This window comes from Pseudomonas sp. UBA3149 (assembly GCF_002364655.1).
Classification (GTDB): Bacteria; Pseudomonadota; Gammaproteobacteria; order Pseudomonadales; family Pseudomonadaceae; genus Chryseomonas; species Chryseomonas luteola.
In genome coordinates, this window is the sequence record NZ_DEYV01000005.1 from 37,580 (window position 1) to 52,962 (window position 15,383).

Genomic DNA, 15,383 nt, shown 5'->3' on the forward strand with positions numbered 1-15,383 from the left:
ATAAGGTGCGGCCATTATACGGAGCTGCCTTTGTCTATAAAGACATGCGAACCGATTGGTAGAGCCTGTTTAATGGAGAATATAACCATGACCATAGCCTTGACGACACTGCTGGATGAGGCGAACCGCTATCTTGATGCTGCTGCAATCAAGGATTACTGCCCCAATGGCCTGCAAGTGGAAGGTCGCGCTACGGTGGCTCGTATCGTTAGCGGTGTGACCGCAAGCCAGGCGTTGTTGGATGCCGCGATAGAGGCGGGAGCCGACATGGTGCTTGTGCACCACGGCTACTTCTGGAAAAGCGAGGATCCGCGTGTCATCGGAATGAAGCAGCGTCGACTCAAGACCTTGATCATTAATGACGTGAGCCTGGTGGCTTATCACCTGCCGCTCGATTTGCATCCTGTGGTGGGTAATAACGTTCAGCTGGCCGAGCGCTTGGGTATCACGGTTGAGGGAGGGATCGAGCCAGGTAATCCACGCTCTATCGTTTTGCAAGGGACACTAAGTGAACCGCGTACCGCTGCCGAGTTTGCAGCTCATATCAAGCATGTTCTAGGGCGCGAACCTCTCGTAATCGAGGGTGATCGCCCCATCAAGCGGATCGCCTGGTGTACAGGGGGAGCCCAGGGTTATATCGATCAGGCTATCGCCGCTGGTGTTGATGCCTATCTTACAGGTGAAGTATCGGAGCAGACCGTTCACAGTGCGCGTGAAAATGGCATCAGTTTTTTTGCGGCTGGCCATCATGCGACCGAGCGTTACGGCGTTCAGGCTTTGGGAGAGTATCTTGCAGGACGTTTTGGCATAGAGCATGTCTTCATCGACAGTTCGAATCCGGCTTGAATATATATATAGAACACTTGGTTCTAAGCAGGCTCCTGAATAGAAGAGTTATGCTGTGGTATCGTGAGTGTTCGTCCACGGCCCGCTGGCCGTCCCTCCGCAATTCCGTGAGTAGCCATGCTCGATAAACTGACTCATTTGAAACAGCTCGAGGCGGAAAGCATCCACATCATTCGTGAGGTGGCCGCCGAATTCGACAACCCTGTGATGTTGTATTCCATCGGTAAAGATTCCGCGGTAATGCTACATCTGGCGCGTAAAGCCTTTTTTCCCGGCAAGTTGCCGTTTCCTGTTCTGCACGTCGATACAGGCTGGAAATTCAAAGCCATGTACGAGTTTCGTGATCGCATGGTCAAGGAAATGGGACTGGATCTTCTGATTCACCAAAACCCAGAAGGCGTCGCTCAGGGAATCAATCCCTTTACACATGGTAGCGCCAAGCATACCGATGTGATGAAGACTCAAGGCCTCAAACAGGCACTGGATAAATACGGCTTCGACGCTGCCTTTGGCGGCGCACGTCGCGATGAAGAAAAGTCTCGTGCCAAGGAGCGCGTCTATTCGTTCCGTGACACTAAACACCGCTGGGATCCAAAGAACCAGCGCCCGGAGTTGTGGAATATCTACAACGGCAACATCAATAAGGGCGAATCGATTCGGGTCTTCCCGCTTTCGAACTGGACCGAGCTGGATATCTGGCAATACATCTATCTGGAGAGTATCCCGATCGTTCCGCTGTACTTTGCGGCAGAGCGGGACGTCATCGAGAAGAATGGCACGCTCATCATGATCGACGACGAGCGTATTCTCGATCACCTTTCCGACGAGGAAAAAGCACGTATTCAGAAGCAGCAGGTCCGCTTCCGTACCCTGGGTTGCTATCCACTTACCGGGGCGGTCGAGTCTTCTGCGGCTACGCTACCCGATATCATTCAGGAAATGCTGCTGACTCGGACCTCCGAGCGTCAGGGTCGAGTCATTGACCATGATGCGGCGGGGTCAATGGAAGAGAAGAAACGTCAGGGGTATTTCTAATATGTCGCATCAATCCGAACTGATTAGTCAGGACATCCTGGCATACCTGGCCCAGCACGAGCGCAAGGAGCTACTTCGCTTCCTGACGTGCGGCAACGTAGATGATGGCAAGAGCACCCTTATTGGTCGCCTGCTGCATGATTCCAAGATGATCTATGAAGATCATCTTGAGGCAATTACTCGCGACTCCAAGAAAGTCGGTACCACAGGCGAGGAAGTGGATCTGGCGCTGCTGGTGGATGGCTTGCAGGCCGAGCGTGAGCAGGGCATCACCATTGATGTGGCGTATCGTTATTTTTCTACGGCCAAGCGCAAGTTCATCATTGCCGATACTCCTGGTCATGAGCAGTACACTCGCAATATGGCAACCGGTGCGTCCACTTGTGACCTTGCGATTATCCTGATCGACGCACGTTACGGTGTGCAGACCCAAACACGTCGTCACAGTTTTATTGCATCGCTGCTCGGCATCAAGCACGTTGTGGTTGCGGTGAACAAGATGGATCTGCTGGGCTTTGACGAAGCGGTTTTCAACCGGATCCGCGAGGATTACCTGAGCTTTGCCGAGCGCATCAATCTGGGCGCCAAGAACATTCACTTTGTCCCGATGTCAGCGCTCAAGGGCGATAACGTGGTCAATCGCAGCGAGCAAACGCCCTGGTATACCGGCAAGCCGCTGATGGAAATTCTGGAAACCGTCGAGATCGCAGCCGATCGCAATGTCACCGACATGCGCTTTCCGGTCCAGTACGTAAACCGTCCAAACCTGAACTTCCGCGGATTTGCCGGTACTCTGGCCTCTGGCGTGGTGCATAAGGGTGATGAGGTTGTTGTGCTGCCATCAGGCAAGGGTAGCCGCGTGAAATCCATCGTCACGTTCGAGGGCGAGCTGGAGCAGGCTATTCCTGGTCAGGCCGTTACGCTGACGCTTGAAGATGAAATCGATATCTCCCGTGGAGATCTGCTGGTTCATCCAGATAATCGACCCCACGTGACGGATAGCTTCGAAGCCATGCTGGTTTGGATGGCTGAAGAGCCCATGCTGCCTGGCAAGAAATACGATATCAAGCGTGCAGCCAGCTATGTCCCCGGCTCTCTGCCCAGCATCGTGCATACGGTTGATGTAAACACGCTGGAAAAAGGTCAGGCCAGCCAGCTCAAGCTGAACGAGATTGCGCGGGTCAAGGTCAGCCTGGATGCCCCTATCGCTCTAGACAGTTACGAGCGCAACCGTACCACGGGTGCCTTCATCGTTATCGATCGGCTTACCAATGGTACGGTCGGCGCAGGCATGATCATCGCGGATCCCAAGGTGGGCGGTACTGCCGATCAGCATGGCCATCAGCTACATGTCTCCACTGAGGAGCGCGCGGCTCGGTTCGGCCAGCAGCCTGCTACGGTGCTCTTTACAGGTCTTTCCGGCGCAGGCAAGAGCACGCTGGCGTATGCAGTCGAGCGCAAGCTGTTCGATGCCGGACGTGCGGTGTATGTACTGGATGGGCAGAACCTGCGTCATGACCTTAACAAGGGGCTTCCGCAGGATCGTGCAGGGCGTCGTGAGAATTGGCTTCGGGCGGCCCATGTGGCCCGTCAGTTCAATGAGGCCGGCCTATTGACCCTTGCCGCATTCGTAGCACCGGACGCCGAAGGGCGTGAGCAGGCCAAGACTCTGATTGGTCCTGAGCGGGTCATTACAGTATATGTTCAGGCCTCTCCACAGGCATGTCGTGAACGCGATCCTCAGGGGCTGTATGCGGCTGAGGGTGACAACATCCCGGGTGAGTCCTTCCCCTACGATGTGCCGCTAAACGCCGATCTGGTAATCGATACGCAAAGCCTTTCCATCGAGGAAGGAGCCAGGCAGGTAATTGCCTTGCTGCGGGCCAGAGGTCATATCTAGGTGTTAATAAAAAGCCCGGCTATTGCCGGGCTTTTTATTTATCTTTTCAGCGGTGATTCTTAAGGCCATAGGCCTCATCCAGCCCGCTGTCAGTATCGCCCTTTGGCGCGTAGTCCTTGGGCGCCTCTGCAGGACCGTCCAGACGGTCGCGTGGTGATGGGTAGTTGTCATGGCTATGCAGGGCCGCTTGTAGGCGCTGGCGTGTCAACTCGTCCAGAGCCAGGCGATCCGCACCTTCGGAAAGGTGACGCTGCACATCCTGGTAATTCTGGGTGAGTTTTTTCACAAGTCCTGCCGTTGTGCTGAAGTGGCTAGTGACCTCATGTTGATAACTGTCAAAGCGCTGCTGAAGCTCGTCAAGCTGGCGTTGTACTCGGTTGGGCGCGGTGCCAGGCATCAGGCGCGCAATCAGAAAGCCGATGCCTATACCAACGAGCAGGGCAATAACAGGCATTAGCCAAATAGTCAGGGACTGGTCCACGAATCTTCCTCTCTGAACGTCTTTTGCATTACGGTAACGGCTTCTTGCTGCGCTTGTACACTGTCCCATGTTAAATAGTGAGTGCAGTCAACGAGCTAGACGAGTCGACCCGATAGAGGGTCACGGAGTTCAGGTGTGTCTACACGAGAAAATCCAGTTTCGATCGAAGGGCCTTCAGGGCCACTCGAAGCCTTGCATCTTGATCAGCCTGACGCCCATGGCGTAGCGATCATCTGCCATCCGCATCCCCTGTTTGACGGGACTATGCACAATAAGGTCATTTCTACGCTGCAACGTGCTGTAAGGGATGCAGGCTTTTCCACGCTACGTTTCAACTTTCGAAGCGTAGGACAAAGCGCTGGAAGCTACGGTGAGGGAGCAGGTGAGATTGATGATGCCTATGCGGCTGCACAGTGGTTGATAAGGCAGCACCCAGGGGTACCTTTAACCGTCATGGGGTTTTCATTCGGTGCCTGTGTGGCGGGATGCCTGGCAGGGCGTCTGGAAGGAGACGGGCAGGCATTGACTCGTCTGTTCATGCTGGCTCCTTCTGTCGAACGCTTCGATATTGAAGGTAAGCTACCGCTGCGCTGTCCTTTGACGGTCATTCAGCCCGAGGCCGATGAAGTCGTCACGCCGGAAAAGGTCTATGCCTGGTCTGAAGCGTTGCAGCAGCGCCATGAGTTGATCAAAGTCCCTGAGTGCAGCCATTTCTTTCATGGCAAACTGACCGACCTCAAAGCGCTGGTCCAGCCTCGACTGGACTGATTAAGCCGTTGCGTCCGAAGACGCCGTAATTGGCGGCCATGCCTGATACTGGCCGCCCTAGATGAGAATGCACCATACGCCATGACCACACGTATTCTGACCGGTATTACCACAACCGGTACTCCTCACCTTGGTAATTATGCAGGCGCCATCCGTCCTGCCATTGTAGCCAGTCGCTCGGCCGATACCGACTCGTTTTATTTCCTGGCGGATTATCACGCCTTGATCAAGTGCGATGATCCGTTGCGTATTCAGCGCTCTCGCCTTGAAATTGCTGCTACATGGCTGGCGTGTGGTCTTGATCCTGAAAGGGTCACGTTCTATCGCCAATCTGATATTCCAGAAATACCGGAGTTGACATGGCTGTTAACCTGCGTCACCGCCAAAGGCTTGCTCAACCGCGCTCATGCTTACAAGGCTTCCGTTGACAAGAACGTCGCTGCTGGCGAAGACCCGGATGCTGGCGTCACGATGGGGCTATACAGCTATCCGGTCCTGATGGCAGCAGACATCCTGATGTTTAACGCTCATCAAGTACCGGTAGGTCGGGACCAAATCCAGCACGTTGAAATGGCACGTGACATCGCTCAACGCTTCAATCATCTGTTTGGTGCCGGCAAGGATTTCTTTGAGCTGCCTGAAGCGCTTATCGAGGAGACGGTTGCTACGCTGCCGGGGCTGGATGGTCGCAAGATGTCCAAAAGCTACGATAACACGATCCCACTTTTTGGGACCGCCAAGCAGCTCAAGGAGGCGATTGCCCGTATCGTCACTGATTCGCGAGAGCCGGGCGAACCCAAAGATCCGGACAGCGCTCATTTGTTTACGCTTTATCAGGCATTTGCTACAGCCGAGCAGACGGCCGAGTTCCGTCATGATCTGCAGGGTGGTCTGGCTTGGGGGGAGGCCAAGCAGCGTCTGTTCCAGCTTTTGGAGGCAGAGCTGGGCGAGGCAAGAGAGCATTACAATGCATTGATTGCCAAACCAGACGACATTGAAGACGTTCTTCTAGCCGGTGCTACCAAGGCGCGCAAGATAGCTACACCGTTCCTGGGTGAGTTGCGCGAGGCTGTGGGGCTTCGCTCCCTGAATGCCCAGGTCAAGACTGAAAAGACCAAGAAGAAGGCCGCGAAGCGGGCGCGTTTCGTTAGCTTCCGCGAACATGATGGTACTTTCCGCTTCAGACTGCTGGCCGCCGATGGCTCTCAACTGCTGCTTTCTCGCACCTTTGCGGATCCAAAAACCGCTGGGCAGATGACGCAGCGCCTCCAGAGCGAGGTTGGGCAGCTGGAAATCAAGGCAGAAGAGCTACGCTTCACGGTATTGCTGGCTGGCGAGCCTGTGGCGGAAAGTCCGGACTTCGCTAATGCCGATGAGCGTCAACACGCTGTTGATGCCTTGCGTGAAGCACTGGTGGAAATGACTGCCGAGTAATGGCGCCTATCGACGAGGCGGGCAGCTTAAGCCGCTTGCCTCGTTAATTGTCAACTTGGAAGCTCGCCGCTAAAGTGAGCTCCCCTTCGAATCTATGCAGCCTGTCATGACACCCTTAGAGCGCTACAAGGCCGATCTGGAACGTCCCGACTTTTTTCATGATCCTGCTCAGGAGCAGGCGGTAAAGCATCTTCAGCGGCTTTATGATGACCTGGTTAGCCAGGCAGACAGCAAGCCTGGGTTGCTAGGCCGTCTTTTGGGTAAAAAGCCCGCCGGCCCTGTAAAGGGGCTTTATTTCTGGGGCGGAGTAGGGCGCGGCAAGACCTATCTGGTTGACACCTTTTATGACTCACTTCCCTTCGACAAGAAAATGCGTACACACTTTCATCGGTTCATGAAGAGGGTGCATGAGGAGTTGAAGACGCTAAAAGGTGAGAAGAACCCATTGACCATCATTGGTCGGCGCTTTGCGGATGAAGCTCGTGTCATCTGCTTTGACGAGTTTTTCGTATCGGACATTACCGACGCCATGATTCTGGCAACGCTGCTGGATGAGCTGTTCAAAAACGGCGTATCGCTAGTGGCGACTTCCAATATCGTCCCTGACGGGCTTTACAAGGATGGATTGCAGCGCGCCCGCTTCTTGCCTGCGATTGAATTGCTGAAGCAGCACACCGAAATCGTCAATGTCGATAGCGGTGTGGATTATCGTTTGCGTGCGCTGGAGCAGGCTGAGCTTTATCACTGGCCGTTAACGGAGCAGGCCGAGACGGAAATGGCCAAAAGCTTCAAGGCGCTTACGGTGGAGTGCGGTAGTGCATCAACTGGTGAGCCGTTGGTTATCGAGAACCGGGAGATCAAACCACGCAAGACGTGCGACGATGTAGCCTGGTTCGAGTTTCGAGAGCTCTGTGACGGTCCTCGTAGCCAGAACGACTACATTGAGCTGGGTAAGATCTTCCAGGCGGTACTGGTTTCCAACGTCGAGCAGATGAATGCAACGAAAGACGATATGGCGCGTCGCTTCATCAACCTGGTCGATGAGTTCTACGACCGTAACGTTAAATTGATCCTGTCGGCAGAAGTTGAGCTTAAGGATCTGTATGCAGGTGGACGGCTCGAGTTTGAATTTCAGCGTACGCTGAGCCGTTTGCTGGAAATGCAATCCCACGAATATCTGTCGAGAGCGCATAAGCCATAAGATTCAGGGGCCGCAAGTGTGGCCCTGCTGCTATCTGGAACTGGCTGCATTCAATCCGGCTCGAATACCGTAATGGTAACGACAGGAGTCAATGTGGCTACTTCACCTTTCAATGAGTGGGACGGCACGCCCGCCGCTGCGCGCAAACAGCAGATTGAGCTGGCCAAGCAGGTCAGACTGGAGGATGACTTTCCTTCGCTGCGTCTGATTGCTGGCGTGGATGTAGGCTTTGAGGAGGAGGGTGCCGTGACCCGTGCTGCGGCCATCCTGCTCAATGCTGAAACATTGGATCCCATTGCTCAGGCGGTAGCTCGTATCCCCACCAATATGCCCTACATTCCAGGGTTGCTTTCCTTTCGGGAGCTGCCTGCGGTTCTGCAGGCCTTATCGGAGCTGCCTGAAACCCCGGACCTGATCTTTTGCGATGGTCACGGGATTGCTCACCCAAGGCGCTTGGGTATCGCTGCCCACTTGGGGGTCGTTACAGGACTGCCAACGATAGGGGTTGCGAAAAAAATCCTGACGGGAAGCCATGAGCCTTTGGCAGAAACGCGGGGCTCTCAAGTGGGCCTGCTTGCCAAGGGAGAGTTGATTGGCACTGTTTTGCGCAGCAAGGACAAGGTAAAGCCTCTGATCGTGTCGCCCGGTAATCGGGTCAGTTTGAAAACAGCACCTGAACTGGTTATGGCGTGCGTGCGTAAACACCGCCTGCCCGAGCCGACCCGATTGGCTGATCGACTGGCTTCTCGGCGAGACAAGTCTTCTCAGACATCAGGTCAGCTTGAGGATCAGGGTGATTTATTCTCGTAGCGTAAGCGCTTTCTTGAGGGAAAGCGCTTTTCCGTTAGGGCGCTGGATTGGGTTGGATTTTATGAATGGCCTCAATGCCTGCGACCACTTCCTCTGATAGCGTCAGGTTTGCGCTGTCGAGATTGCTTTGAAGCTGCTCCAGAGAGGTCGCTCCAATGATATTGCTGGTAACAAATGGACGGCTGGTAACGTAAGCCAGTGCCATTTGTGCAGGATCAAGGCCGTGCTGCTTGGCTAGCTGAACGTATTGTTCGGTAGCTCGCATCGTTTCAGGGTTGTTGTAGCGAGTGAAGCGGCTGAACAGTGTCAGGCGTGCGTGTTCCGGCCTTGCGCCGTTGGCATACTTTCCGGTTAGCATGCCAAACGCCAGTGGCGAATAGGCCAGGAGCCCGCATTGCTCGCGGATAGCGATTTCCGCCAAACCTACTTCAAAGGATCGGTTCAGGAGGTTGTAGGGGTTCTGAATGGTGACTGCACGTGGCCAGCCGCGCTCTTCCGCCAGTTGAAGAAAGCGCATCGTGCCCCATGGTGTCTCATTGGAAAGTCCGATATGGCGAATCTTTCCCGCCTGGACCTGCTCATTCAAGATTTCAAGCGTTTCCTCAAGCGGCGTAAACGTCTTGTCGTTATGGACATAGCCCAGCTTGCCGAAAAAATTGGTTTCTCGGTCCGGCCAATGCAATTGATAAAGGTCGATGTAATCCGTTTGCAGACGTTCAAGGCTACCTTCCAGTGCCGCGACAATGTGCTGCCGGTTGTGCTTTAGGTTGCCGTCACGGATGTGGGAAATGTTATTGCCCGGCCCGGCAACCTTACTGGTCAAGATCCATTGGTCACGGTTGCCTCGTTTCTTGAAGTAATTTCCGATAATGCGCTCTGTGTGGCCATAGGTCTCTGGTCGCGGCGGGACAGGGTACATCTCGGCGGCATCCATGAAATTGATGCCATGTTCTGCTGCCTGGTCTATTTGAGCGAAAGCTTCATCCTGAGTGTTCTGCTCTCCCCAGGTCATGGTGCCCAGGCAGAGTTCGCTGACGCTGATAGTGGTTCGTCCAAGGCTACGATGCTTCATTTAATTTCCTTTCTTGATGTGATAACAGTTGATATTTTCACAGTAATCGTCATAATTCCGCAGCTTTATTGACAGGGGATGCCTAGCCTGTCGATTTTCGCCGTAGCGGACGCGCTGACCCGAGCCCCCGATTAGCGTCTGTTTCCGGCTGCCCTTGACTTGTCAAGGATCGTACTGTTCTGTAAGATTTGCCGTCTTTTTTCAGGCGGCCCTGAGGCCATAACGAATGAAAACCTTCACAGCAAAACCGGAAACTGTTAAGCGCGACTGGTATGTCGTCGACGCTGCCGGCCAGACCCTGGGTCGTCTGGCTACTGAAATTGCTAGCCGTCTGCGTGGCAAGCATAAGCCGGAATACACTCCTCATGTTGATACTGGCGACTATATCGTTGTTATCAATGCCGAGCAGGTTCGTGTAACTGGCGCCAAAACTACCGACAAGATGTACTACCACCATTCCGGCTTCCCGGGTGGTATCAAGTCGATCAACTTCGAAAAGCTGATCGCTCGTGCTCCTGAGCGCGTTATCGAAACCGCAGTCAAAGGTATGTTGCCGAAGAACCCGCTGGGTCGCGACATGTATCGTAAGCTGAAGGTTTACAAAGGTAGCGTTCATCCGCATACCGCTCAGCAGCCTCAAGAACTGAAGATTTAAACGGGATAGTACATAATGTCGGCGACTCAAAATTACGGTACTGGCCGTCGTAAGACAGCTACCGCTCGCGTTTTCCTGCGTCCGGGCACTGGCCAGATTTCCATCAATAATCGTAACATCGACGTATTCTTCGGTCGTGAAACAGCTCGCATGGTTGTTCGTCAGCCGCTTGAGCTGACTGAAACCCTCGAAAAATTCGACGTGTACGTAACTGTTGCGGGTGGCGGTGTTAGCGGCCAGGCCGGTGCTATTCGTCACGGTATCACTCGTGCTCTGATCGAATACGACGAAACCTACCGCAGCTCTCTGCGCAAAGCGGGTTATGTTACCCGTGACGCGCGTGAAGTTGAGCGTAAGAAAGTCGGTCTGCGTAAAGCGCGTAAGCGTCCGCAGTACTCCAAGCGTTAAGCTCCAGCAGCTTCGCTTGCAAAACCCAGTCTCTTTCGAGACTGGGTTTTTTTTTGCCCTGCGTCTGTTGCCTAGCTATGTTTGGGCAGGTTTGGCTAAAGCAGATGAATAGGTTCTCTCGTTGAATTTAAGTATCCTCTGCCTTCGCGTGAAATGGCTTGGGTGGTGGTGGCCGAAGGGGCTTTGAATGAGTGATGGGGGTGTCAATCAGGGGCGTCGCCGACTATTGGTGGCGGCAACCTCGGTAATAGGCGCAGTGGGGGTCGCTGGCGCCGCTATCCCGTTTATTAAATCATGGTCTCCAAGTGCCAAGGCGAAAGCCGCTGGCGCTCCGATAAGGGTCAATATTTCCAAGTTGGAGCCGGGGCGGCAAATTGTTATTGAATGGCGTGGTCAGCCTGTTTTTGTACTCAGGCGTGGCGCAGATGCATTGGAGCGCCTGTCGAGGTTGGAAAATCAGCTGGCTGACCCTGATTCTCATGACTCAATACAGCCCGATTATGTAAACAGTCGCTTGCGTTCAATCAGGCCGGATGTGCTGGTCGTGGTAGGTGTTTGCACTCATTTAGGCTGCTCCCCGATCTTTAGGCCGGAAGTTGCTCCTGCTGACCTAGGAACGGAGTGGTTGGGAGGATATTTCTGCCCATGTCATGGCTCACGCTATGATCTGGCTGGAAGGGTGTACAAGGCGCAGCCTGCGCCGCTCAACCTAGTGGTTCCGCCTTACGCTTACGAGTCTGAACATATTATTGTGATAGGCATGAGTCAAAAGGAGGCGGGATGAGCAGGTTGAAGGCTTGGCTAAATGCTCGTTTTCCTGCTTCGCGTCTATGGAGCGAGCACCTAAGCCACTATTACGCACCCAAGAACTTTAATGTCCTTTATTTTTTTGGATCCCTGGCCTTGCTTGTCCTGTTCAACCAATTGGTAACAGGCATTTGGTTGGCGATGAGCTATACCCCCACGGCAGCAGGTGCCTTTGCTTCAATTGAATACATCATGCGCGATGTCGATTACGGCTGGCTCATTCGTTATCTGCATTCAACAGGCGCCTCAGCTGTTTTTATTGTTGTCTACCTGCATATGTTTCGAAGCCTGCTCTATGGGTCTTACCAAAAGCCGCGCGAGTTAGTCTGGGTCTTTGGCATGTTGCTGTATCTTCTACTCATGGCCGAGGCGTTCATGGGATACCTGCTGCCTTGGGGGCAGATGTCTTATTGGGGGGCTCAGGTAATCATCGCTCTGTTTGGCGCCATTCCTGTGGTGGGCGAAGACCTGGCGCAATGGATACGCGGCGATTACCTAATTTCAGGTATTACGCTCAATCGCTTCTTTGCGCTGCATGTTATCGCGCTGCCACTACTGCTGGTCGGATTGGTGGTGCTGCATATTCTTGCCCTGCACGAAGTGGGTTCCAATAATCCGCTGGGGGTAGATATCAGAAAAAGCCTTGATGAAACGGGTAGGCCGCTTGATGGTATTCCCTTTCATCCGTATTACACCGTCAAAGACCTAATGGGTGTGGCGGTCTTTCTCTTTATCTTCTGTAGCGTGGTTTTCTTCTTTCCTGAAGGTGGTGGTTATTTTCTGGAGAGATCGAATTTTGAAATTGCCGATCCGCTGAAGACGCCTGAGCATATCGCTCCAGTTTGGTATTTCACGCCTTTTTACGCGATGCTTCGAGCTGTGCCTGACAAGCTGGCCGGCATCATGATCATAGGAGCAGCTGTTGCCGTCCTATTCGTAGTGCCCTGGCTAGATCGCAGTCCTGTAAAGTCGATGCGCTTCAAAGGATGGATGAGCCGATTGGCGCTGTTGCTCTTTTGTATGGCCTTTGTAGCGCTTGGCGTACTAGGGGTTCTTCCCCCTACGTCTGAACGGATTTTTCTATCTCGCTTGGCTACTGTGCTGTACTTTGGCTATTTCGTCTTCATGCCGTTTTACACCCGTGTCGAGCGGGTAGGTCTGGTACCTGAGAGGGTAGTAAGGTGATGCTGTTCAGGCTAATGGCATTGCTGGTGCTCACGTGTATGCCATTAGCCCTGAAGGGGGCGGAAAATGTTCCGTTTGAGAAGGTTCGCGTTGACCTTTCTGACAAGGCCGCCCTTCAGGAAGGGGCGCGCACCTTTGTTAATTTTTGTATGGGGTGTCATGGCACCCAGTATCAGCGTTATGAGCATGTAGCTAGGGACCTTTCCATTCCTGAGGATGTTCTACAAAAAACACTGATTTTTACTGAGGCCAAGCCAGGCGATCACATGACTTCAAGTATGCGTGCTGAGGATGCAATGGGCTGGTTTGGCGCCGTACCTCCTGATTTGACGCTGGTGGCTCGCGTTCGAGGGGAAGACTGGCTGTATCACTATCTCAAAGGATTTTATGAAGATCCCTCCAGGTCCTGGGGCGTGAACAACCTCGTATACCCCAATGTAGCCATGCCAAATGTCCTGGGCGCTTTGCAGGGCCGTCAGGCCTGTCTGCCTGTAGAAGAGAATAGCGCAGGCAGTTGCAGGGAGCTTGTTGTCATTTCAGGGACAGGATCGCAAACCGCTGAGCAGTTTGACCAAACGGTTCGCCATCTTGTGGCTTTTCTAGCGTATTCAGCGGACCCGAATAAAGAAAAGGCTGAGCGGATTGGTGTTTATGTTCTGGCGTATCTGGCAATTCTTTTTGTATTTGCCTACCTGCTCAAGCGAGAATATTGGAAAGACGTCCAATGATGTCTGTTTTTAGTGGGATCTGTGCCGTGAGGTGCGATCGTTTGCCCTGTTTGGGGCTGCACAGCGAAGAAGTGTATGGCTAATGTAACGCGTCTCACCTGTTTTTCTGACTCTAGGGATCCGTACTCGCATCGTGTTCGCCTTGTGCTTGCCGAGAAGCAGGTCGATGTGGAGGTTAAAGATATCGATCCTGCCAGGTATCCGGCAGCACTGGCTGATGCGAATCCCTACAGGACGCTACCTGTTCTGCAGGATCGTGATCTTGTGTTATATGACTCGACCATCGTGCTGGAGTATTTGGAGGAGCGTTATCCCCATCCTCCGCTATTGCCGGCTTACCCTGTTGCTCGAGCACAGATGCGATTGCTCATGCATCGCATCCAGAAGGATTGGTGCGACAACGCTGATCTCATCATGAGTCAGCAAAAAGGAAGTGGTGATGTTCAGCAGGTCCGCCGGCAGCTCGTCAGCAGTCTTACTTCGGTTGCTCCTCTTTTTGCAGACAAGAAATTCTTCTTAAATGAGGAAATGAGCTTGGTTGACTGCTATTTATTGCCTTTGCTCTGGCGTTTACCTGGCCTGGGTGTTGAGTTGCCGCGACAAGCCAAGCCGATTTTTGATTATATGGATCGCCATTTCGTCCGCGATACCTTTCAGGCGAGCTTGTCGCCAGTTGAGCGCGAGATGCGCTGATAGGAGGAACATAATGAATTCAAGCCGTCCCTATTTGATTCGGGCGCTGTATGAGTGGATCGTGGATAACGATTGCACACCGCATATCCTGGTCAATGCGGACTATCCGAATGTGCTGGTTCCGCCGGGCTATGCCAGTGACGGTCAGATTGTTCTCAACGTTGCGCCAGGAGCTATTCGCCAATTGCACATGGATAACGAAGCCGTGAGTTTCGATGGGCGGTTTGGTGGTGTAGCCCATAGTCTCTATGTGCCCACCCAAGCTGTTCTGGCTATCTATGCGCGCGAAAATGGGCAGGGGATGGTGTTTGATCTGGAGCCTTCTTCTCCAGATGATGATCCCAAGGGTAAGCCGGAAGGTTCTGCGCCTAAGTCCGCACCAGGCAAGCCGCAAGGGCGGCCTAGCCTGAAAGTAGTCAAGTAAAACGAAACCGCCCACATCAGTGGGCGGTTTTCATTCAGCGCTTCAGTGAGGCGGGTAGATGAGGTTGCAGCGTAGTCAACAGTGCCTTGAAGCACTTGGTGTTGCCTGCTACTACATGACCTTTTTCAAGGTAGTCATGGCCACCATTGAAGTCGCTGACCAGACCACCAGCTTCTTGAATCAGTAGCGCACCTGCTGCCATATCCCACTCGGATAGCCCCATTTCCCAGAAGGCGTCGAATCGACCAGCGGCCACATAAGCTAGATCCAATGCAGCAGATCCCGCGCGGCGAATACCTGCGGTTTGGGTGCTCAGGGTGCGGAACATGCCTAGATAATTATCCAGGTAGTCCATATTGCTGGAGCGATACGGGAAGCCAGTGCCGATCAATGCACCCTCAAGGCTTTTACGAGTGCTGACACGCAAGCGTCGGCCATTGAGAGCGGCGCCACGTCCGCGACTGGCGGTAAATTCTTCCTGACGAACCGGGTCCAATACAACGGCATGCTCGATGCGGCCGCGATACTTGCACGCGATGCTGACAGAGAAGTGCGGGACGCCATGAATGAAGTTGGTGGTTCCATCCAGCGGATCGACGACCCACAGATAATCAGCGCCATCACCCTGACCTTCGATGAGTCCGGACTCCTCGCCTAGAAAGCCGTGGTTGGGGTAAGCCTTGCGTAAAACGTTGAAAATAGCTTGTTCGGCGGCCCGGTCGACCTCGGTCACGAAATCGTTGGCGCCTTTTTCGTCGATAGCGATGAGGTCCAGGCGCTCGATTGAGCGAAAGATCAATTCACCGGCACTACGAGCTGCGCGCAGCGCAATGTTCAGCATGGGCTGCATGAGAAACCACCTGGTTGTAAAAGAAAGCCGGTTATTCTAGCAGAAAAGAATGCAGAGAGCGGTTGCCTTGTCGGCATGAATGGTTT

At 53.6% G+C, this 15,383-nt stretch carries 17 protein-coding genes; 14 read left to right on the forward strand and 3 right to left on the reverse strand.

All coding sequences use genetic code 11. The annotated features are described in order from the left end of the window. Nucleotides 1–87 precede the first annotated feature (87 nt). The 3 genes from B3729_RS01925 (at nt 88) to cysN (ending at nt 3,781) form a co-directional block, all read left to right on the forward strand. Complete coding sequence (locus B3729_RS01925) at nt 88–846, forward strand: Nif3-like dinuclear metal center hexameric protein (RefSeq protein ID WP_074827915.1); 759 nt, start codon at nt 88–90, stop codon at nt 844–846. Between the two features lie 117 nt (nt 847–963). Continuing rightward, nucleotides 964–1,881, forward strand: coding sequence for a sulfate adenylyltransferase subunit CysD (cysD, locus tag B3729_RS01930; protein ID WP_010797301.1), 918 nt, complete (start codon nt 964–966; stop codon nt 1,879–1,881). A gap of 1 nt (nt 1,882) precedes the next feature. Next, on the forward strand, nt 1,883–3,781 hold the full coding sequence (gene cysN, locus B3729_RS01935; RefSeq protein ID WP_286786911.1) for a sulfate adenylyltransferase subunit CysN: 1,899 nt from the start codon (nt 1,883–1,885) through the stop codon (nt 3,779–3,781). A gap of 46 nt (nt 3,782–3,827) precedes the next feature. On the opposite strand, the gene B3729_RS01940 is transcribed toward cysN, so the two are convergent. Beyond that, the gene (locus B3729_RS01940; protein ID WP_122043306.1) at nt 3,828–4,262 is read right to left on the reverse strand and encodes a YhcB family protein; all 435 of its coding nucleotides are present in this window, start codon (nt 4,260–4,262) and stop codon (nt 3,828–3,830) included. A 135-nt stretch (nt 4,263–4,397) separates the two neighbouring features. On the opposite strand from B3729_RS01940, the gene B3729_RS01945 reads away from it, so the two are divergent. The 4 genes from B3729_RS01945 to nfi all read left to right on the forward strand — a co-directional run bounded on the left by B3729_RS01945 (nt 4,398) and on the right by nfi (nt 8,475). Next, nucleotides 4,398–5,030 (forward strand): alpha/beta hydrolase, encoded by a 633-nt coding sequence (locus B3729_RS01945; protein WP_286786912.1) that lies wholly within the window; start codon nt 4,398–4,400, stop codon nt 5,028–5,030. An 81-nt stretch (nt 5,031–5,111) separates the two neighbouring features. Then, on the forward strand, nt 5,112–6,464 hold the full coding sequence (locus tag B3729_RS01950; RefSeq protein ID WP_286786913.1) for a tryptophan--tRNA ligase: 1,353 nt from the start codon (nt 5,112–5,114) through the stop codon (nt 6,462–6,464). 106 nt (nt 6,465–6,570) lie between these two features. Continuing rightward, nucleotides 6,571–7,665: a cell division protein ZapE gene (gene zapE / locus B3729_RS01955; RefSeq protein WP_037030784.1), complete on the forward strand. Its 1,095-nt coding sequence runs from the start codon at nt 6,571–6,573 to the stop codon at nt 7,663–7,665. Nucleotides 7,666–7,737: 72 nt separating this feature from the next. Further along, complete coding sequence (gene nfi / locus B3729_RS01960) at nt 7,738–8,475, forward strand: deoxyribonuclease V (RefSeq protein ID WP_286787074.1); 738 nt, start codon at nt 7,738–7,740, stop codon at nt 8,473–8,475. A gap of 34 nt (nt 8,476–8,509) precedes the next feature. Here the strand turns inward: nfi and B3729_RS01965 are convergent, their stop codons facing one another. Beyond that, nucleotides 8,510–9,547 (reverse strand): NADP(H)-dependent aldo-keto reductase, encoded by a 1,038-nt coding sequence (locus B3729_RS01965; RefSeq protein WP_286786914.1) that lies wholly within the window; start codon nt 9,545–9,547, stop codon nt 8,510–8,512. Nucleotides 9,548–9,773: 226 nt separating this feature from the next. Here B3729_RS01965 and rplM point away from each other — a divergent pair, with 226 nt between their 5' ends. The 7 genes from rplM (at nt 9,774) to B3729_RS02000 (ending at nt 14,447) form a co-directional block, all read left to right on the forward strand. Beyond that, nucleotides 9,774–10,202 (forward strand): 50S ribosomal protein L13, encoded by a 429-nt coding sequence (rplM, locus tag B3729_RS01970; protein ID WP_010797309.1) that lies wholly within the window; start codon nt 9,774–9,776, stop codon nt 10,200–10,202. A 15-nt stretch (nt 10,203–10,217) separates the two neighbouring features. Further along, nucleotides 10,218–10,610: a 30S ribosomal protein S9 gene (rpsI, locus tag B3729_RS01975; RefSeq protein WP_010797310.1), complete on the forward strand. Its 393-nt coding sequence runs from the start codon at nt 10,218–10,220 to the stop codon at nt 10,608–10,610. Between the two features lie 187 nt (nt 10,611–10,797). Next, entirely contained in the window at nt 10,798–11,394 is a 597-nt protein-coding gene (gene petA, locus B3729_RS01980) for a ubiquinol-cytochrome c reductase iron-sulfur subunit (RefSeq protein WP_010797311.1), read from the forward strand. Then, on the forward strand, nt 11,391–12,602 hold the full coding sequence (locus B3729_RS01985) for a cytochrome b (protein ID WP_286786915.1): 1,212 nt from the start codon (nt 11,391–11,393) through the stop codon (nt 12,600–12,602). Before petA ends, B3729_RS01985 begins: the two co-directional genes overlap by 4 nt. Beyond that, nucleotides 12,602–13,330: a cytochrome c1 gene (locus B3729_RS01990; RefSeq protein ID WP_409438607.1), complete on the forward strand. Its 729-nt coding sequence runs from the start codon at nt 12,602–12,604 to the stop codon at nt 13,328–13,330. The genes B3729_RS01985 and B3729_RS01990 overlap by 1 nt, the downstream gene beginning before the upstream one ends. A 75-nt stretch (nt 13,331–13,405) precedes the next feature. Further along, the gene (locus tag B3729_RS01995; RefSeq protein ID WP_074827950.1) at nt 13,406–14,023 is read left to right on the forward strand and encodes a glutathione S-transferase N-terminal domain-containing protein; all 618 of its coding nucleotides are present in this window, start codon (nt 13,406–13,408) and stop codon (nt 14,021–14,023) included. A 13-nt stretch (nt 14,024–14,036) separates the two neighbouring features. Further along, entirely contained in the window at nt 14,037–14,447 is a 411-nt protein-coding gene (locus tag B3729_RS02000; RefSeq protein ID WP_074827954.1) for a ClpXP protease specificity-enhancing factor, read from the forward strand. Between the two features lie 34 nt (nt 14,448–14,481). Here B3729_RS02000 and suhB read toward each other — a convergent pair whose 3' ends face one another. Next, on the reverse strand, nt 14,482–15,297 hold the full coding sequence (gene suhB, locus B3729_RS02005; RefSeq protein WP_010797316.1) for an inositol-phosphate phosphatase: 816 nt from the start codon (nt 15,295–15,297) through the stop codon (nt 14,482–14,484). Between the last annotated feature and the right edge of the window lie 86 nt (nt 15,298–15,383).